Genomic DNA, 18,193 nt, shown 5'->3' with positions numbered 1-18,193 from the left:
CGCCTTCTACTGGGGATCGGTTGGAATGTTGAGGGGCTGCCCGGTGCGATCGTAGAGCAAAATATCCCACTGCCCTCTAGCGTTTGACTCAAAGGCGATCGTACTGCCGTTGGCGCTAATGGTGGGATTTCTGACTTCTGAACGTAGATTTTCGGTCAAGTTGCGAAGCTGGCAAAGTTCTCGATCGTACAGATAGATCCCCGTTCTGCCTTGCCGACTCCCCGCAAAAACAATCAACCGCCCATCTTCAGAAATGTCAGGGTGAGAAGCCATCAAATCGAGTGCATTGAGTCCTGGCAAATCAATTAAGCGCTGCTCGATCGTGTCGTACAGATAAATATCTTGTGTGCCCCGACGATCGGAGGCCAGCACGATGTAGCGCTTTGTAATCCGAGGATTTATTTCTGCATAGGGACTGTTGAGACTGCGCCCTCCCGGATCAAACGGAAACGTCAGCAACTGATTGCCCCCACAGCTATGCAGCAAGGGAACGATCGCCATCCACACCAAAACAGAACGTTTCACGCCAAAAATCTCTTAGGGAGCAGACCGACGATCGCCAGGAAAATCCAACTCCACAAAGGCCCCGCGATCCAAGACTTCGACATCCCACTGCCCACGAGTACTGCTTTCAAAAGTGACATAGCGCCCATCGGGGCTGATACTCGGACGGCGCACCCAACCTGGATAGAGCGACATCAAAACCTGGGGCTGCTGAGTGGCTCGATCGTACAGGCGGATTTCTGGAGTGCCGCGGTCGCTGGCCATGTAAACCAGGTAGCGTCCAGTGTAGCTGAGACTGGGACTTTCGGCGATCGCGTCGGGTCGATTGAGTCGTGGCAATTCAACAAACTGTTGTTGCTGTAGGTTGTAAACCAAAATATTGCGGCTGCCGTTGCGGTTCGACACCAATGCCAGCAGGCGACCGTCTCCACTCAGGGCAGGCTGTTCTTCGTTGTAGCGGGTGTTGAGAGCGGTGGAGCAGATCGGCATCCCCGCAGGAGGGGCGCAGGCTGTCGTTCCCAGGAGGGCGAGTTTTATGAATAGAGAAAGTAATCGACCAAACAGCCTTTTCACAGCCTAAAAATTCCAGTTCCAGAAACCACACAATCAGCTTGACGAAATGCAGAATACAGCACGCCCTCATAGCAAATCCCCCCGACTTCACAAATTGTAGGAAGCAACGGGGGGATCAACGTTTCAGCGATATTCAGAACAAAAGGCTAAGAATTTCCCCAGTTGTCATTTTCGTCGTCATTGGATTCGATCGGACGGTACTCGACATAATCATCAGATGGGCGGACAACTTCTCTGCGGCGAGAAGACGCTTCATCATCGGTAGGGCGAGGTCTTCTGGGACGGCTAGAAGGAGGCGTATTGCGGCTGCGAGATCGGTCGTCGGCTCCCCAAGCACTGCCATATCCGTTCGATTCGGAGGTCGCATCCATGATCGAGTCATCTGCGCGCGGGCGACGACGGGGACGATCGTCAGAATCGATTCGAGGGTCAGGATTGCGGCGGGTTGTGGGGCGGCGACGACTGTCATATTCATCGCGCTCAGAGCGAACTTCTCGGCTGCCTTGAATGCGAGGACGGCTGACGCGATCGTTGATCACTTCTTGGTCGTCAAACTCAGCGTTGTAGGTCGTTTTGTAGCTGCGGCTCACAGGACGATCGCTGTCCACGATGGGCGTATTTTTCTTGGCCTGCTCGGTCGAAACCTTTCTCAGACGCAGATTCTCGACGACAAAGAAAATCGAGGCCCCCGTCAGCAAAACTTGACCAAACTGCATAATCGGGTCAAATCGCCAGCCATAAAAAATCAAAATCAAGCCACACAGTAGCCCGACAGCAGAAAAGAAAATATCGTGATCTCTAGATAACTCAGGGCGCGTCGATCGCACAGCATAGAGGGCTGCTCCACCGACTGCGAGGAGAATACCTGAGACGCTTGCAAGATTGAACTGAAAATTAACCATTCCCGGTCTCCTAGGTAAGTCCCATGTTAGCGAGTTATGCCTAAAATCTCTACTTTCAAAGTCATAGATTTGTCTCAGATTTCAAGCGATCGCACCGTTGATTAGACCCCAAGTTTTGCCCGTCAAAGCAAAAACCCCAGTTTTCAAGGCGACTGCCTCTACTTTAACTGAGGTTTTAATCGTAAGAGGATGGTTCTGACCAGAACCTGAAAAAAGATTGTCTTGAATTTTGACCAATTAAGAGCGTCTAATTTTATCTTTTTGGCTAATGAAAATGAGTCCGATCGTAGCCGGAACCAGCACAATAAAAAGACCAGCGGCGAGGCTTCCTAAGAAGTTTGCTAAAGAAGGAGTCATGGATTTGAATGTCCTTTTGTGAACAACAAGCAAGTAATTCTAATTTTACGGGTTCAGTTCCCCCTTGCATAGCTCCTTTTCAAACCGATCGAGCAAACTGAGGGAGCCGAGTAAAGTTAGAATTGAGTTACAAAGCTTAAAGATTTTGACTCTCCTATGGATTTTTCGACAATTGCTGCTGGGTCGCTGAGTATCCTGCTTGGCTTGATGACCTTTTTATTCATTTTCCGAATTGTTTTGACCTGGTATCCACAAGTCGATTTGACCCAGTTTCCGTTCAATTTAGTAGCTGTTCCGACGGAGCCGTTTTTGTCGCCCACTCGCAAAGTGATTCAGCCGATCGGGGGGGTGGATATTACGCCGATCGTTTGGGTGGGTATTTTTAGCCTTGCTAGAGAAATTTTGCTCGGACAGCAAGGCCTGATCACAATGGCGATGAGATAGGCGATGAGATAGGAGAATTCGGACTCACCGTTTTCCTATTTCTTGTTCATCATCACGCTTTCTACAAAATTGGTGTAGATATCACCTTTGAGGAATTCTGGCGTTTCGAGAATCTTTTGGTGGAAGGCGATCGTCGTCGGCAATCCCGTTACGGCACATTCTCTCAAAGCCCGCTTCATGCGGCGGATGGCAGAGGGGCGATCGCTGGCCCAGACGATCAGTTTGCCAATCAGCGAATCGTAGTAGGGCGGAATTTCATAATCGGTGTAGACGTGAGAATCCATTCGTACACCCGGCCCGCTAGGAGGCAAATATCCACTGATGCGACCGGGACTGGGACGAAAGTTGTGTTCGGGGTCTTCGGCATTGACGCGACACTCGATCGCATGTCCCCGCAAAATTACCTGATCTTGAGTCAGGCTCAATTTTTCGCCCTGAGCGATGCGAATCTGTTCGGCAATCAAATCGATCCCGGTGATCATTTCGGTCACGGGATGCTCGACCTGAATGCGAGTGTTCATTTCCATAAAGTAAAATTCGCCGGACTGATCCAGCAAAAATTCCACCGTTCCCGCACCGACATAGTTGATCGACTCAGCGGCGGCCACGGCGGCGGCTCCCATTTTTTCGCGGAGGGCGGGAGTCAATGCAGAACTGGGGGCTTCTTCTAACAGCTTTTGGTGACGACGCTGAATTGAGCATTCCCGTTCGCCTAAGTGAATCACATTGCCATAGGTGTCTGCCAAAATCTGAAACTCAATGTGGCGAGGCTTTTGCACAAACTTCTCTAAATACACCCCAGAATTGCCAAAGGCGGCTTCTGCTTCTCCCTGGGCGGCCATGTACATTTTGCCGAGTTCGTCATCGGTGTTGACCAGACGCATTCCTCTGCCGCCGCCACCCGCTGTCGCCTTAATGATCACGGGATAGCCCATCGTTCGAGCGATCGTTCGAGCCTCGTCTTCATCCTGCACCAATCCCTTACTTCCAGGAACCGTCGGCACCCCGGAGCGCTGCATCGTCTTTTTGGCGGTTGACTTGTCACCCATCGATCGGATCGAGTCGGGAGACGGCCCAATAAACGCAATCTGGTGGTCGGCGCAAATCTCGGCAAAGCGGGCGTTTTCGGCTAAAAACCCATAGCCAGGATGAATGGCCGTCGCATTGCGAGTCAGAGCCGCGGCGATGATATTGGGAATGTTGAGATAACTTTTGCTGCTGGGAGGCTCACCAATGCACACGGCTTCATCAGCCAATTGCACATGGAGAGAGTGGCGATCGATAGTGGAATGAACCGCAACAGTACCGATCCCCATCTCCTCACAGGTGCGAAGGATTCGTAGGGCAATCTCTCCCCGATTGGCAATCAGAATTTTCGAGAAACGCATTGTCTAATTTTTGTTCTGTAATGAGTAGAATAGCGCTTCTGAGTCCCCCCAAAAGCCTCGCAGCGATTCTCAACATAACCTATGCAGTGGTCATTTTAACGATCGCATTCACAGCCCTGAATTTGTCTCATCACTGAGGAAGCCAGTCCTGACCAGAGGGGCGTGTTGATATTGGCGGCTCTCAAACCATTGGCAGCCCAGGTATTACAGGTTTTTAGTGCAGAATAATGTCCCGTACCTTCATAAAATCCGCTCGTCTCGTTGCCGCCGTCTTGAATGCGAATCGGAGCGCCTTTTGCGTCGCGTTCAAAGGAGTTTTGAATGAAGTCAACCATCTGAGAATAGTCTTTTTGACTGACTCCAACGCACTTGATTTCAACGCCTTTTTCTTGAGGCAGATCTGTAAACCCCTGGACATACATTGCGGTTGGATTTCCAGGCATGAATAAAGCTCTGAGAACGTTGGTGATTCTCACTTCTGACCAGTTTGGCGTGTTCATATAAAAGTCGCGATCGCCCCAGCCAAATTTCAGATATCGATAGTTCTCTTGCGAATCTCGACCAATCTTTTGTATCGGTAAAAACTGGTTCCAATCATTCGTTTGATTGCGGACAGGCAAAATCAGATTGACGTGCATTTGATCGCCCTCCACATAGATTCGATAAGGACTATCACAGGTTTGTGAGGCGTTCCATCTTCGGGGGGTAAAGTACCCGATCGCCAACAGAGAAGCCACGACGAAAACCGAACCCAGAAAAACCTGACCGCTTCGCTTGAAAAACTTACCGTTCACCTTCTTCTCCTTAAACTTTTGCGTCCAGATCTGTTCTAACTTGCTGCGATCCCGCCTTTGATCAAACTCAGACAGAATTGCGATCGGGGGAAACCCTTCAGACGGAAGCGACCCCTTGTGAGTAACTCGAAGAGATCGCAGTAAAATCAGAAAGTAGAACGGTGTCGAAGGAAACGAGCATGGCGAAGAAACCCGCTCCTACTGAAAAGAGAGTGACGTTATCAGGCGTAAGTTGGCAACAGTTTGAGACGTTACTCAATGAGTTGGGCGCTAATCGGGTCGCCAGAATGACCTACGATCGCGGCAAGCTTGAAATGATGACCCCGTTGGAGGAGCATGAACGCTGTAGTCGGCTGATCGAGTCGCTGATTCTCGTCTTTGCGGATGAACTGGTTTTGCAAGTTAGCTCGATCGGTTCTGTATTGCTCAAGCGTCCTGATCTGTCCTGCTGCATTCAGCCCGAAGCGTCTTATTACCTGGATAAAGAAGTCGAAATGCGCCGTCGCGCAGAACTTAATCTCGAACAGGTTGCGCCACCGGATCTGGTACTGGATATCACCATCAACAAAAGTACGTTGAATCAGTTTGCAATCTATGCGGCGATGGCCATCCCAGAAGTCTGGCAGTATGTGACGACGATCGGCGACGACGTGCTAAAAGGCAATCTGATGATTTATGAATTGCAGGGCGACCATTACATTCAATCTGCAAATAGTGTGGCGTTTCCGCTGCTGCCTGCCAAACGAGTGCTGGAATTTCTGGAACAGAGCGACTCGATCGGCTTGGCACAGTCTCTCATCTTGCTGAGAAGTTGGATTAAGGAGAAACTGTAGGTTTCTAAAACATCAACTTTCTAAAACGCCTGCCATTTCTCAGAAGTTGGTTATTCAGAAATTCTTTGTTCAAAAATTCTTTGTTCAAAAACAATCGTAGTAAACTCAAAACGGCTTCATGATGCAATCAGAATTTTGTCAACGGCGCGAACAGTTCATGGCAAAAATTGGCAACGGGACGGCGATCCTGCGAAGTGCGCCAGCGGCTGTCATGCACAACGATGTGGAATATAACTTTCGGCAAGACAGCAACTTTTTTTATCTGACGGGGTTCAATGAAGCGAATGCAGTTGCGGTGTTAGCTCCCTGGCACGAGACGCACAAGTTTATCCTCTTCGTCCAGCCCAAAGATCGAGACAAAGAAACCTGGTCAGGCTACCGGATTGGAGTCGATGCCGCTAAAGAACAGTACGGCGCAGACGAAGCGTATCCCATTAGCGAACTCAACGAAAAACTGACGCAGTATGTCGAAAAAGCCGATCGCATCTTCTATCATCTGGGGCGCGATCGTCCCTTCAACCAAACCATTCTCGATCTCTGGCAACGGCTGATGGCTACCTACGATAAAACGGGAACTGCCCCGATCGCGATCGAAGATCCGGCTCCTTTGCTGCATCCTTTACGCCAAACCAAAAGTGCGAGTGAATTGGATCTGATGCGAAAAGCGGTGGCGATCGCGGCCGAGGCTCATCAGTTAGCCCTTGAAATGAGAAAACCTGGCTGCTATGAGTACGAAGTTCAGGCAGAAATGGAGCGGTTGTTTCGACTGCGGGGCGGCGTGGGAGCAGCCTATCCGTCGATCGTCGCGTCGGGGGCAAACGCTTGCATCTTGCACTACACCGAAAATAATCGCCAGATGCAGGATGGAGAATTGCTGTTAGTCGATGCGGGCTGTTCTTACGATTACTACAACTCCGACATCACGCGCACCTATCCCGTTGGCAACCAATTCACTCAAGAACAAAAAATTCTCTATGAACTGGTGCTAAAGGCTCAACTGAATGCGATCGAGCAAGTCCAGCCCGCCGCGCCCTGGAATTTGTTTCATGATGCCTCAGTGAGAACGATCGTCGAAGGCTTAATGGATCTGGGACTTTTGCAAGGCGATATCGAAGAAATCATCAAAGAAAAGAAGTACAAGCCGTTTTTTATGCACGGAACGGGTCACTGGTTGGGCTTGGATGTGCATGATGTGGGTGTTCGGCAAATTGGCGAAACCTGGCAAAACTTCCAACCTGGGCAAGTCGTCACGGTCGAACCTGGAATCTACATTCGTCCCGACTTCCAACCCTTTGAAGGTCAGCCCGAAGTGCCCGATCGCTGGCGAGGAATCGGTATCCGCATTGAGGACGATGTGCTGGTGACTGAAACTGGACATGATGTGTTGACAGCCGCAGTTCCCAAAACAGTCGAGGCGATGGAGCGATGAATTTACCAGACTTGAGCAGCGAAGCGATCGACCGCATTCTCGAAATGGCATGGGAAGATCGAACTTCATTTGACGCGATCGAGACTCAGTTTGGTCTCAGCGAAAAGCAGGTAATCGCCCTGATGCGTCGAGAGATGAAGCCGTCCAGCTTTCGCATGTGGCGAGAACGAGTCACCGGACGCAAAACCAAGCATCTGAAGGTTCGGGAATTTGTAGAGGGACGCTTTCGATCGCAAAACCAAAAGGGTTCGTAAAACCTGCTAATCTCCCTGGGGTAGCTCATTCCACAGCGAAGTGGTTTGTCTCAGACTGAGGTAATCGCCATTGCCCAAAATCAGGTGATCTAAGACAGGCAACCCCAACAATTGAGCGCCAGAAAGCAATTGACGAGTGAGCGAAATATCTTCAGGGCTGGGTTCAAGATTGCCAGAGGGATGATTGTGAGCCACGATCGCACGAGTCGCCCCCTGCCGGATCACTTCTCGAAAAATATCGCGCGGATGAGCTAACGTCTCGGTTGCAGTGCCGATCGTAATGATTTGAGTGCCAATCAGCCGATGCTTGACATCCAACAACACGATGGCAAATCGTTCTTGAGACTGCCACATCAGATCGTGACTCAACGCCGCCGCCGCCACTGAGGGATCATCGACCACCGTTTTGTCGGCCGGGCGAGATTGATAGACGCGCTTGCCTAGCTCGATCGCGGCCAAAATTGTCGTCGCCTTAGCGGGCCCAATCCCTGGAATCTGCGTCAACTCTTGGATGCTGACTTCGCGCAAGACTCCCAACGGATCGCGCTGATGTTGACCCAACTGCTGCAAAATGTACTGTCCCAACCCAACCGCAGACAGTTTGCCCGCTCCTTGACCTGTGCCCAGCAAAATAGCAATCAATTCAGCCGTTGAGAGACTTTTGGAGCCTTGAGCCATCAGCCGTTCACGCGGACGTTCGCTTTGGGGCAGGTCAGCAATTCTGAGATTGTAGGTCATGCAGAGACAAGAGAAATTTGAATCGTTCGTCTATTAATCCCGTGAGCCTTGGACGGGTAGCACTTCGATTTGTCAAGAACAGAGCATTTGAGAAAATCTCAGAATCAGGTAAATTCTCAAGGTAGACCAGTGAGGAGTGTGTCAGATGAATAATGGATTTGGGATGACGATCGCCACCGTTTTAATCGGGACAGCGGTGAGTGTGCAGCCAGCCTGGGCAGTTCGGAGTCAAGACTATGCGCCAGAGCAGTTTATTTCAGTGCTAAATGGGTTTGGCTATCCGGTGTCGCTCAGTGCCCCGTTGACTGACCCGATCGTGCAGCAGGCGATCCGTGATTTTCAGGCTCAAAATCGGTTGCCTGTCGATGGCACACTCAATCCACCGACTCAAGACAAAGCTGCCGAGTTGGTGCGTCAGTTGCAAACTAATCTCAACCGAGTGATTCAGCCCAGCCCCCAGCTACCCGGAAGTCAGTTTTATGGCAAACAAACCGAGAGTGTCGTCAGGCTGTTTCAGCGACAAAATGGCTTACCTGAGACGGGAATTGCCACCTTTGAGACTCGTCAGCGCATCAGCGATATTCTCAACGACGCAACCCCCCGAAACCCAACCACGCTTACACCCTCTTCGAGTTCCCCGCAAGGAGTCGCGTCGCCGCCAACGCCTTCTGTCCCTTTGGGCAATCTCTACAACGAGTCAGAGTTTCGGCTGGTTTTGCGAGGGTTAGGCTATGACATCAATCCTCAACGTCCGCTCACAGATGCGCCTGCGATCGCTGCGATTCGAGACTTTCAGCAGCGCTATGGGTTGTCTGTGAATGGTGGGGCTGACCAACCAACTCAAGAAAAAGCCGCCGCGATCGTTCGTAACTTGCGATTCAGTCTAAGAGTGGTGCTGAAGAGTGATTTGCCGATCGATCGCTATTACGACATGCCCACTCAAGAAGCGGTCAGAGCCTTTCAAGTACGAGTTGGGCTAGGTGTAGACGGCATTGCAACCGTGAGAGTACGTCAAAGATTGGATGCCGAGGCGAAGCGGTAGTGTCCTCGTCCCACTCAAAATTGATCTCTAACAGCCGATAGAGTTTCATGCGCGCTTATTCACAAACTAGAAATCCCTTCAAGGTGAAAGCGAATTCTAGAAGTTGCCGTGGTTTTCGTTGGCTTGTTTTAGGCGATCGAGCACTTCACTCACCGCAACTGCCCCCAACTCACCGGATGCACGAGTCCGAATACTCAGCGAATTAGCTTCCACTTCTTTGGCACCAACCACCGCCATCACCGGAATTTTGTCCTTCTCCGCATTGCGAATCAGCTTGCCTAAGCGATCGCCACTCAGATCCACTTCAGCCCGAATGCCCAACGCCAACATTTGCTCAACCACCTGTTTGGCAAACGGCACAAATTCATCGCCCACCGCCAACAGCCGAACCTGAATCGGAGCCAGCCACACGGGAAAATCGCCCGCATACTCTTCGATCAAAATGCCGATCAGCCGTTCTAACGATCCAAATGGCGCACGGTGAATCATCACAGGTCGTTTGCGAGTGCCATCTTCAGCCACGTATTCCAGATCAAACCGTTCGGGTAAGTTGTAATCGACCTGGACGGTGCCCAACTGCCACTCGCGATCGAGCGCATCACTAAAAATAAAGTCCAGTTTTGGGCCGTAAAATGCGGCTTCACCAATGCCTTCAAAGTAGTTCATGCCCAAAGTTTCGACCGCACGACGAATGGCACCCTGAGATTTGTCCCAGGCTTCATCAGAGCCAATGTACTTATCCGACGCGGGATCACGGAAGCTCAAACGCGCTTTAAAGTTCTTGAGTTGCAGACTTTTGAACACCGAAAGAATCAAGTCCACCACGTTGAGAAACTCAGCATCTAGCTGCTCAGGCGTGACAAACAAGTGAGAATCATCAACGGTAAAGCCGCGTACTCTGGTCAAACCGCCCAATTCGCCTGATTGTTCGTATCGATAAACCGTGCCAAACTCCGCCAACCGCATGGGAAGTTCTCGGTACGATCGCAATTCACTCTTATAGATCTGAATGTGAAATGGGCAGTTCATCGGCTTCATGACAAAGCCTTGCTCACTTGCGGCCGCTTCCGAATCTTCCGCCATCAGAGGAAACATGTCCTCTTTATACTTTTGCCAGTGTCCAGAGGTTTTGAACAGGTCAACTCTGGCAATGTGAGGCGTGACGACTGGAAGATAGCCCCGCTTGAGTTGTTCTTTTTGAAGAAAACTTTCGAGGGTCGATCGGAGCACCGTTCCTTTGGGTGTCCACATGGGCAGACCGGGGCCGACCAGATCCGAGAAGATAAATAAGCCGAGTTCTTTGCCCAGTTTGCGGTGATCGCGCTTCAGGGCTTCTTCTTTGCGGCGTTTGTATTCGGTTAGCTGTTCAGGTGTTTCCCAGGCAGTGCCATAGATGCGTTGGAGTTGGGCCTTGGTTTCGTCGCCGCGCCAATAGGCACCTGCTACACTTTCGAGGTCGATCGCATCTGGTTTTAACTCAGCCGTATTCTCAAGATGCGGCCCGGCGCACAAATCCCACCAGTGTTCGCCCAGGTGATAGAGCGTGATGGGTTCTTCTAGCCCTTCCAAAATCTCTAACTTGTAGGGTTCATTAATCGCTTTGATGCGGCGTTCGGCTTCTTCGCGACTGACTTCTTCGCGTACCACAGGTAGTTTGCGATTGATGATTTTGATCATCTCTTTTTTGATCGCCTTCAGATCCTTTTCGGTAAACGGTTGAGGATTGTCAAAATCGTAATAGAAACCGTTTTCGATCCAGGGCCCGATCGTCACTTGCGCTTTAGGAAATAGCTTCTGCACGGCCATCGCCATCACATGAGAGGCGGTATGACGAATTTTTTGTAACAACACAGATTCGCTGGTCTTGGGCAAGTGAAGTTTTTCGGGCGGGTTAGAAGATTCTTCGGCAGACATGAGATCACGAGATAAAAGTTTTACGCTCTGAGTTGAGTCCTGAGAAGAAATCCTCTCTTCTCGCTAAGACTCTAAAACTCGTTGCCTTTACTATCTTACCGATCCGCCAGAGCAAACGCATTATGGCAAGTCGAGCCAACTCTCGATAATGTTGAGAATATTTGCAGCAATAGCTTCTTATCAGGAAGGGTAAGCCCACCAGTAGGGTCATTGGACTATCTCGACACTATTATTCTCTTGAAACTAAATGCGTTCGCCCTGGAAACGCGACCGAGAAGCCAAGCTGAAGCTGTATTCGGTTCGAGGGGTGCTGGAATACTGGATTGTGAATTGGCAAACGCAGCCGGGAGAATGCGGTTCTAAGGTTGGTGGCGACGCTGTATCAGCAGGATGAATTGACCAGCCCAATTCTGCCTGAGTTTAGCTGCCTGGTCAGCCAGCTTTTTCAGCAGTCACTTTCTCATTTGCAGGATTAGCGTGATGGCGTGTGGGTTGGCTTAAACCTTGAGCGGAGAGTTATCATCATGCTAATCCTCTAGCCCCTTTTGTTTACGCCAGAAGACTACCTTGTGATTGTGACCGATGAGACTGACGAGGCTTCTGTACCAGTTGAGGGGCAACGGGGATGGGGTGAGGAAGTCCGCAAGCGCTTCTTGAGCTTTAGGGAAGTCCGGTTGCCTGTCTCACAGTTAGAGCAGAACATGAACCAGTTTTTACAACTGATTGGACGCTTGTTTAAGCAAGTGGATCAGCAAATTGGCTCAGAATCGGACATGAAGCTGGATGAGGTGGAGCTATCGGTGGAAATCAGCGGGGAAGGAGAGGTTAAGTTAGCTGCAGGAGGAAAAGCTGCTGGGAAGGGTGCCATTAAGTTAAAATTCACAAGATCGAACACAAACAGATAGATGGCAAACAATTGGGCGATCGTCATTGGCATCAACCAGTACGAGTTTTTGCAGCCGCTGAAGTATGCCAAGCGGGATGCAGAAATGATGCACAATTTTTTGAGGCAGGAAGCCGGGTTCAATAACATCTTTCTGTTTACCGATGATTCTCCCGATGTTAACCGCAAACGCACTAAACCCTTTCGAGCAAACCTGCTGCAAGTTCTGCGCCAGATTTTTGCAGCACCGTTCATGCAGGATGGCGATAACTTCTGGTTCTTCTTCAGCGGACATGGAGTTCCACACAAGGGGCAGGACTATCTGATGCCTCTGGATGGTGATCCTGAAGATATTGAAAACACAGGCATTTCGACGAATACCATCACCAACTATCTGCGAAGTTGTGGAGCCGACAATGCGGTGATGATTCTGGATGCCTGTCGCAGTGGGGGGCAGAAAAGTGGTGAAGGGATTGGTAAACAAACAGAAGCGGAAGCCCGCCAAACTGGAGTGATCAGCCTCTTTTCTTGCAGTCCCGACCAGTATTCTTATGAGTTGGAGGCAATTGAACAGGGAGCCTTTACCTATGCCCTGATTGAGGGACTGGGAATTCGAGGTCGATGTGCCACTGTGGAACGACTAAACCAGTATCTCGAACATCGTGTGCCTGAATTGATCAGTCAACATGTGGGCAGAGTCAGACAAACTCCCTACACGATCGCCGAACCGCTGAACCGATCGCACCTGATCTTGATGCCTCAACACGCGAGTTCGATCGATATTGCCACGCTGAAAAATGATGCCTATCGTGCCGAGAGAACTCAAGATTGGGATTTGGCGCAACGATTGTGGATTCGTGTGTTGGCTGCTTCCGGTTCAGATATGGAGGCGATCGAAGCTCTGCAAAATCTGGGTATGCAGCGCCGCGCCAGAACAGCAATACCTTCACCGGAACCACCCCAAACAACAGCATCTTCTAGAGCTTCTCAGCCTCATACACCCCCTTCACTAAGCCGACGACAGTTCTTCAAGTGGGCAGTTCCAGCAGGAGTGGGAGTGGTGGGAGTAACGATCGCCAGTCAGTTAATCAAACTGCCATCTCAACCAACTTCATCTTCCCCATCATCTCCATTGCCTTCGCCTTCTCCATCCCCCTCATTCTCCCCATCATCTCCATTGCCTTCACCTTCTCCATTCCCCTCATCCCCCGCATCTCCCTTATCCTTTCCACCTGTTGATTACTCCAAGTTAGAAGGCTTGCTAAAAACAGGGAAATGGGAGGATGCTGACCAGGAAACCAACAATTTGATGCTCAGAGTTGCGAATCGGGAAAAGGAACGCTGGCTAAACCCCGAAACCATTCAAAAATTTCCCTGTGAAGTATTGAGCAAAATTGATCAACTGTGGGTTGCCAATAGTGATGGCAAGTTCGGATTCAGTGCCCAAAAGAAAATCTACGTAGAAGACTGTGGCGGTAAACCTGATGGACAGTATGATGAGAAGGCTTGGTTTTGTTTCGGCGATCAAGTAGGTTGGCGTGTGAACAATCAATGGATCGTTTACCGCAATGTCACTTTCGACACTAAAGCCAGAGATGGACACCTTCCGGTGGTTCTGTCGATTAGTGGTTTTAATTTGGGTTGGTGGTGGGGAATTGGTGATGATGAAGGGGAGAAGTCTTCTCTCGTGCAGAAACTTGTAAACTGTAGGATCTAAAGGCTTCAGTAGTTTCTAAAGACTTGTAATGGTGGCCCTTTTAGCCAAATAATCAGCGTTTCAGCAATTCGTTACCTGGCACCGGGTGTTACAGTGAATTCACTCTGACTCGTCTCTCAGCCGATGCCCAAGCAACTCACGATCGCCCAAGCGCAACAACAACTCCCCAACCTTCCTGACGAACTGACGGACGAACCCATCATCATTACTCAAGATGGGGTTCCTGTCATCGCTGCCCTCAGCTACAGCCATCTGACCGAACTGCTCGAAACGCTCGACATTCTCACCGACACCGAATTTGTTACTCGATTGCGCCAAAGCATCACTCAAGCTGAACAGGGCAAAACCATTGCCTGGGAGAGTGCCAAGGCTCAACTAGGGCTGTGACGGGTGCCGCCAACGGAATTGAATATAAGATTCAACTCACCCCACTCGCCCTGGAAATGCTGGCTGCGGTTAAAGATCGACGAGAGCAAGAAAAACTACGCGATCGCATTGACCAGCTTAAAACCGAGCCAGAAAAACAAGGGAAAGCACTGGTGGATAATCTTTCAGGATTTCGCAGCGTTCGAGCTGTTGGGCAACGCTATCGCATTGTCTATCAGGTCGAGCAAGCGCAAGTGCTCATTTTAGTCGTTGGCATTGGCAGACGAAAGGAGGGAGACAAAAAAGATATTTACACCCTGCTAGAAAAGCTTCTGCCGGAGTAAATCCAGATTCTTGTCGCGTTTCTCCAGAACAATCTAACTCACCAACAGCCCAGGGAGATTGAGCAGGCGATCTCTCCATTCTTGGGCATGTTTAGCAATCTGCAAGCGATCGACTGGACTCGACCAAAGCGTTGACCCTTGTTTCCATCGACTCAGTTGGCGTTGCAGTTCAACCAATTCAGTCACTAACTCCAGCTATGTTTCTAAATTAAGACTTGGCACTAACCACTCAATAAAAAACTGATTTTCTCGAATCTGGTCTTGAGCAAGCTGCCCCTCTATTTCCGCTTGAGTTAAGGCTTTGACTTGAGACAAGTTTTCTACCAACCAAGCAAGTTGAGTAGAAACGTTCTGGTGGAGATATTGAGTTCTCAGGAGATCTAAGGAGATTTCTAGCAAAGAGGTTACCAACCTTGGGAAGCCCCCTAAATCTTCCAATTCTGGGGGACTTTGACTTTCAGAACTCTCGATGGAGACAGCCGGGTAAATTTATTAAAGGAAATCTCCTACATTGACTGCCATTTCCCATGATCCAAATCATAAAAACTCCTCGATAGGTGGGAAACTCAGCGTCTTTAGACCTGAGAGGGAAGCCAACGAGCGGTTTTAACCGCCGGGTTCTTCCTAGATTTTGGGTGTCGCGACCGCCTTGGGGCAATTGATTCGGGGTGCTTTTGTATTGCACTTTCAACGGGACAATTACCGTTTCAAATCGTTCGTCCTGTACGCATCGCGACGTTGTTTGCTACCGCAGTAGCCTCCTTGCGGAGTGATGTTCGCTTCGCCAATGTTTTAAGAGCTTCTTACTCAATCCTCTACGGAGGGAGACCCTCCTCCAAGGTTGAGCGCTTGTTCGGCTAATCGCACGTCCTTAACCCAAATAAAGATGTTTAACGATTAACGACAGAGCAAGGGACTAGCGTCGCATCCCAGGGTGTCGTGACTCAAAAAACGTAGACCGCGAAGCGCTCAATCCTGGAGGAGGGTTTCCCTCGTGGGGAATTGAGCAAGACGGTCTGAAGCTGGTCAACTGAAACTAAAGTCTCTAAGCTGGAGAGCTTCAGTCACTTCAGTGCTGAGTCGTTGACTCAAGAATCCATAAACTATCTGATTGTCACATCGATCACCACCAAATGTCCGATGAATCGCAGAGCAAACGTATCAGGTCAATAAGTCGAGCCAATTCTCGATAATGTTGAGAATGTTTGCAGCGATGGCTTCTCATCAGGAAGGGCAAGCCAACCAGTAGCGATCGTTGGACTATCTTGACACTATTATTCTTTTGAAATTAGATGCTTTTGCCCTGACCGATCTGCTGCCTGAATGCGTATTTTGGGCAATTTAGCGATAAGATGAGAAAACGTTACAAAATGTAAAAAGTTTTAGCAACCCTTGACCTTTTACAAAACATTACTAACTTATGTTTCATTCAAATCTGCCAGAGCCAGACATTCTCAAAACTGTTTTAGAGCCGCTTTTAGAAGACTTTCAATACTGGTTTACACGATCGCGCACTTTGTTAGAAAACCAGGAGATTCCCTTTCTTGAAAATGAGAAACAGGCTAATCTACTGGAAAGGGTTTTACAAGCACATCAAGAGGTCAACACGGTTCGCACGTTACTCAATGTGACCGAAGGGCAGGTCGGGGTCGAAACAGCGATGCTCATGACCTGGCACCGACTCGTCGCAGAATGCTGGCAGGTAAGTATGCGGCTACGGTCTGGTAAGTCTGTCTAAAAACAGATAGTCGAATTCTGAGAAATCTGAGAGACTATAGGAAGATAGTCAGAACCATTTTTCAGATAATTCTCATAAACCTTCGGCTTGAATGCTGCACAGACCGTCAAACTCAATACAATTTTAATCTCCACACTTTCAAACCAGCGTGGATTAAGGGAGAGTCGATATGGTACTACATTTGCTTTACATCTTGGCTTTTACTGCGCTTGCTTTTATGGCAGTGGGCAATCTCATTCGCAATTTGTTGACGTTGGGGGTTGAGTCTCAGCGTCATTACGCTCCTAGAAGTGGCTCTGGGTATGACCCTCGCTCTTCTCTGTCTTCTCGGCTGCGATCGGTGCCTCACCCCGAACTGTTAGATAGCGATGGTCGAATGATTGACGAACCGCTGCTGGTGATGCGATCGATGACGGTAGAAGATGCCCGTGAGCAACTGGATGCCCTTTACAAGTCCTCTCCGGGTGGCGATCGTGAAGAAGGCTAGAGTTTGAACCGTTAATGGCAAGCCTAAAATTCGACAGGGTTCGGTTCTTTCATCTGTTAGAAAATCAGTAGGTACGATAGTTTGAAAGTATCGCCATTCCTGCCTGATCACTGACTATGACTGAGCGAACCAAAGAAACAAAATCTGCCCTTCAAAAAACTGAAGCATCTCCAAAGTCAGAGCCATCCTGGGTAGACACAACCCGTGACTTGATTGGAGGTGCTTTTTCAACGATTGGTAAAGCCCTGCCCGTTCAGCAAGTCTCGGATACGGTGATCGGTTGGTTTAGCGTGGACGAAGCGGAAATCGCAGGGATTTTGCAAAAGGTGCGATCGGAGTTGCCGACGACTGAGGCGATTTTGGTGGGCAAACCTCAAGCGGGAAAGAGTTCGATCGTTCGAGGCTTAACGGGCGTTTCGGCTGAAATTATTGGACAGGGCTTTCGTCCTCACACGCGGTTTACTCAACGCTACAACTACCCAACCGACGATCTGCCACTTTTGGTCTTCACCGACACTGTAGGACTGGGCGACGGCACGCAAGAAACGACGGAAGTGATTGGAGAGCTAGTCGAAGAAATTCAGGAAAACGAGGAAACGAGAGCAAAAGTTCTGATTTTGACGGTAAAGATCACTGACTTTGCGACGGATACTTTAAAACAAATTGCAGGTCGAATTCGCCAACAGCATCCCGAAGTGCCTTGTCTCTTGGTGGTCACCTGTTTGCATGAACTTTATCCGTCTGAAGTGATGGATCATCCTACCTATCCCCCCGACTATGAGGATACCAATCGAGCCTTCGCTGCCTTACAAAAAGGATTTCAGGGATTGTTCGATCGCGCCATTCAAATCGATTTCACATTAGAAGAAGACGGCTTCACTCCAACATTCTACGGTCTAGAAACGCTGGTCGATGCGCTGGCAGATTTGCTCCCCGAAGCGGAGGCCCGAACGATTTCTCAACTACTGGACGATCGCGACGCTGGAAAACAAATCAGTGATATTTATCGAGAAGCGGGTCGCCGCTACATTTTGCCGTTTTCTGTAATGGCGGGTGCTTTGGCAGCGATTCCTTTACCGTTGGCGACGATGCCCGTTTTGACCGCCCTGCAAGTGTCGATGGTCGGAGCGTTGGGGCAGTTGTATGGTCAGACATTGACTCCTTCTCAGGCGGGTGGCGTGGTGAGTGCGATCGCAGGTGGATTTGTGGCGCAAGCGATCGGGCGTGAGTTGATCAAGTTTATTCCGGGGTTTGGCAGTGTGATCGCGGCTTCTTGGGCGACGGCTTACACCTGGTCGTTGGGTGAGACGGCTTGCGTTTATTTCGGGGATTTGATGGGCGGCAAAAAGCCCGATCCTAGGCGTATCCAATCTGTAATGAAAGAGTCCTTTGAGGCGGCAAAAGAGCGCTTTCAAAGTGCTAAGAAGTAGAGGTTGACATCCTCACCGGGGTAAAGCCACGGCGATTCCAAGAATCACTTCTTAGA

General features: G+C 49.8%; 23 protein-coding genes. 13 read left to right on the top strand and 10 right to left on the bottom strand.

Annotated elements, in window-relative coordinates:
- Positions 1-6: 6 nt before the first annotated feature.
- From ACKFKF_RS06450 to psbX, 4 genes are all read right to left on the bottom strand, one after another.
- Positions 7-525, bottom strand: coding sequence for a TolB family protein (locus tag ACKFKF_RS06450; protein WP_446866919.1), 519 nt, complete (start codon positions 523-525; stop codon positions 7-9).
- A 12-nt stretch (positions 526-537) separates the two neighbouring features.
- Positions 538-1,077, bottom strand: a complete 540-nt coding sequence (locus ACKFKF_RS06445; RefSeq protein WP_446866918.1) for a biopolymer transporter Tol — start codon at positions 1,075-1,077, stop codon at positions 538-540.
- A 146-nt stretch (positions 1,078-1,223) separates the two neighbouring features.
- The gene (locus ACKFKF_RS06440) at positions 1,224-1,979 is read right to left on the bottom strand and encodes a Ycf66 family protein (RefSeq protein WP_446866917.1); all 756 of its coding nucleotides are present in this window, start codon (positions 1,977-1,979) and stop codon (positions 1,224-1,226) included.
- A gap of 237 nt (positions 1,980-2,216) precedes the next feature.
- Positions 2,217-2,336, bottom strand: a complete 120-nt coding sequence (gene psbX, locus ACKFKF_RS06435; RefSeq protein WP_446856243.1) for a photosystem II reaction center protein PsbX — start codon at positions 2,334-2,336, stop codon at positions 2,217-2,219.
- 156 nt (positions 2,337-2,492) lie between these two features.
- Here psbX and ACKFKF_RS06430 point away from each other — a divergent pair, with 156 nt between their 5' ends.
- Positions 2,493-2,780 (top strand): YggT family protein, encoded by a 288-nt coding sequence (locus tag ACKFKF_RS06430; protein ID WP_446866916.1) that lies wholly within the window; start codon positions 2,493-2,495, stop codon positions 2,778-2,780.
- Between the two features lie 35 nt (positions 2,781-2,815).
- Here ACKFKF_RS06430 and accC read toward each other — a convergent pair whose 3' ends face one another.
- Together accC and ACKFKF_RS06420 are read right to left on the bottom strand one after the other, a co-directional pair.
- Entirely contained in the window at positions 2,816-4,168 is a 1,353-nt protein-coding gene (accC, locus tag ACKFKF_RS06425; protein WP_446866915.1) for an acetyl-CoA carboxylase biotin carboxylase subunit, read from the bottom strand.
- 95 nt (positions 4,169-4,263) lie between these two features.
- Positions 4,264-4,962, bottom strand: a complete 699-nt coding sequence (locus tag ACKFKF_RS06420; RefSeq protein WP_446866914.1) for a TIGR02117 family protein — start codon at positions 4,960-4,962, stop codon at positions 4,264-4,266.
- Between the two features lie 179 nt (positions 4,963-5,141).
- Between ACKFKF_RS06420 and ACKFKF_RS06415 the strand changes: the two genes are divergently transcribed.
- The 3 genes from ACKFKF_RS06415 to ACKFKF_RS06405 all read left to right on the top strand — a co-directional run bounded on the left by ACKFKF_RS06415 (position 5,142) and on the right by ACKFKF_RS06405 (position 7,478).
- Positions 5,142-5,795 (top strand): Uma2 family endonuclease, encoded by a 654-nt coding sequence (locus ACKFKF_RS06415; protein ID WP_446866913.1) that lies wholly within the window; start codon positions 5,142-5,144, stop codon positions 5,793-5,795.
- A 118-nt stretch (positions 5,796-5,913) separates the two neighbouring features.
- Positions 5,914-7,224 carry an aminopeptidase P N-terminal domain-containing protein gene (locus ACKFKF_RS06410; protein WP_446866912.1) on the top strand — a complete coding sequence of 437 codons (1,311 nt, stop codon included), beginning with the start codon at positions 5,914-5,916 and terminating at the stop codon, positions 7,222-7,224.
- Positions 7,221-7,478, top strand: a complete 258-nt coding sequence (locus ACKFKF_RS06405; RefSeq protein ID WP_446856249.1) for a TIGR03643 family protein — start codon at positions 7,221-7,223, stop codon at positions 7,476-7,478. Before ACKFKF_RS06410 ends, ACKFKF_RS06405 begins: the two co-directional genes overlap by 4 nt.
- Positions 7,479-7,484: 6 nt before the next feature.
- Here ACKFKF_RS06405 and radC read toward each other — a convergent pair whose 3' ends face one another.
- The gene (gene radC / locus ACKFKF_RS06400; RefSeq protein WP_446856250.1) at positions 7,485-8,216 is read right to left on the bottom strand and encodes a RadC family protein; all 732 of its coding nucleotides are present in this window, start codon (positions 8,214-8,216) and stop codon (positions 7,485-7,487) included.
- A 145-nt stretch (positions 8,217-8,361) separates the two neighbouring features.
- Here radC and ACKFKF_RS06395 point away from each other — a divergent pair, with 145 nt between their 5' ends.
- Positions 8,362-9,258, top strand: coding sequence for a peptidoglycan-binding domain-containing protein (locus ACKFKF_RS06395; protein ID WP_446866910.1), 897 nt, complete (start codon positions 8,362-8,364; stop codon positions 9,256-9,258).
- A 96-nt stretch (positions 9,259-9,354) separates the two neighbouring features.
- Here the strand turns inward: ACKFKF_RS06395 and thrS are convergent, their stop codons facing one another.
- Positions 9,355-11,172 (bottom strand): threonine--tRNA ligase, encoded by a 1,818-nt coding sequence (thrS, locus tag ACKFKF_RS06390; protein ID WP_446866909.1) that lies wholly within the window; start codon positions 11,170-11,172, stop codon positions 9,355-9,357.
- A gap of 247 nt (positions 11,173-11,419) precedes the next feature.
- On the opposite strand from thrS, the gene ACKFKF_RS06385 reads away from it, so the two are divergent.
- The 5 genes from ACKFKF_RS06385 (at position 11,420) to ACKFKF_RS06365 (ending at position 14,482) form a co-directional block, all read left to right on the top strand.
- A complete protein-coding gene (locus ACKFKF_RS06385; protein WP_446856253.1) occupies positions 11,420-11,566 on the top strand; it encodes a Uma2 family endonuclease in 147 nt (48 codons plus the stop codon).
- 151 nt (positions 11,567-11,717) lie between these two features.
- The gene (locus tag ACKFKF_RS06380; protein WP_446866907.1) at positions 11,718-12,077 is read left to right on the top strand and encodes a Pepco domain-containing protein; all 360 of its coding nucleotides are present in this window, start codon (positions 11,718-11,720) and stop codon (positions 12,075-12,077) included.
- The gene (locus tag ACKFKF_RS06375; RefSeq protein WP_446866906.1) at positions 12,078-13,772 is read left to right on the top strand and encodes a GUN4 domain-containing protein; all 1,695 of its coding nucleotides are present in this window, start codon (positions 12,078-12,080) and stop codon (positions 13,770-13,772) included. It abuts the gene before it with no gap.
- A gap of 123 nt (positions 13,773-13,895) precedes the next feature.
- The gene (locus tag ACKFKF_RS06370) at positions 13,896-14,159 is read left to right on the top strand and encodes a type II toxin-antitoxin system Phd/YefM family antitoxin (protein ID WP_446866905.1); all 264 of its coding nucleotides are present in this window, start codon (positions 13,896-13,898) and stop codon (positions 14,157-14,159) included.
- A complete protein-coding gene (locus ACKFKF_RS06365; protein WP_446866904.1) occupies positions 14,156-14,482 on the top strand; it encodes a type II toxin-antitoxin system RelE family toxin in 327 nt (108 codons plus the stop codon). Before ACKFKF_RS06370 ends, ACKFKF_RS06365 begins: the two co-directional genes overlap by 4 nt.
- A gap of 33 nt (positions 14,483-14,515) precedes the next feature.
- Here the strand turns inward: ACKFKF_RS06365 and ACKFKF_RS06360 are convergent, their stop codons facing one another.
- A complete protein-coding gene (locus tag ACKFKF_RS06360; protein ID WP_446856258.1) occupies positions 14,516-14,668 on the bottom strand; it encodes a hypothetical protein in 153 nt (50 codons plus the stop codon).
- A gap of 9 nt (positions 14,669-14,677) precedes the next feature.
- Positions 14,678-14,881 carry a hypothetical protein gene (locus tag ACKFKF_RS06355; RefSeq protein WP_446856259.1) on the bottom strand — a complete coding sequence of 68 codons (204 nt, stop codon included), beginning with the start codon at positions 14,879-14,881 and terminating at the stop codon, positions 14,678-14,680.
- A gap of 1,021 nt (positions 14,882-15,902) precedes the next feature.
- Between ACKFKF_RS06355 and ACKFKF_RS06350 the strand changes: the two genes are divergently transcribed.
- From ACKFKF_RS06350 to ACKFKF_RS06340, 3 genes are all read left to right on the top strand, one after another.
- Positions 15,903-16,220: a DUF2605 domain-containing protein gene (locus tag ACKFKF_RS06350; protein WP_446856260.1), complete on the top strand. Its 318-nt coding sequence runs from the start codon at positions 15,903-15,905 to the stop codon at positions 16,218-16,220.
- A 169-nt stretch (positions 16,221-16,389) separates the two neighbouring features.
- Positions 16,390-16,707: a DUF2973 domain-containing protein gene (locus ACKFKF_RS06345; protein WP_446856261.1), complete on the top strand. Its 318-nt coding sequence runs from the start codon at positions 16,390-16,392 to the stop codon at positions 16,705-16,707.
- A gap of 116 nt (positions 16,708-16,823) precedes the next feature.
- The gene (locus tag ACKFKF_RS06340; protein ID WP_446866903.1) at positions 16,824-18,137 is read left to right on the top strand and encodes a YcjF family protein; all 1,314 of its coding nucleotides are present in this window, start codon (positions 16,824-16,826) and stop codon (positions 18,135-18,137) included.
- Positions 18,138-18,193: the final 56 nt, after the last annotated feature.

The organism is Phormidesmis sp. 146-12, assembly GCF_052939495.1.
This window is presented reverse-complemented; position numbering and strand designations above follow the sequence as displayed.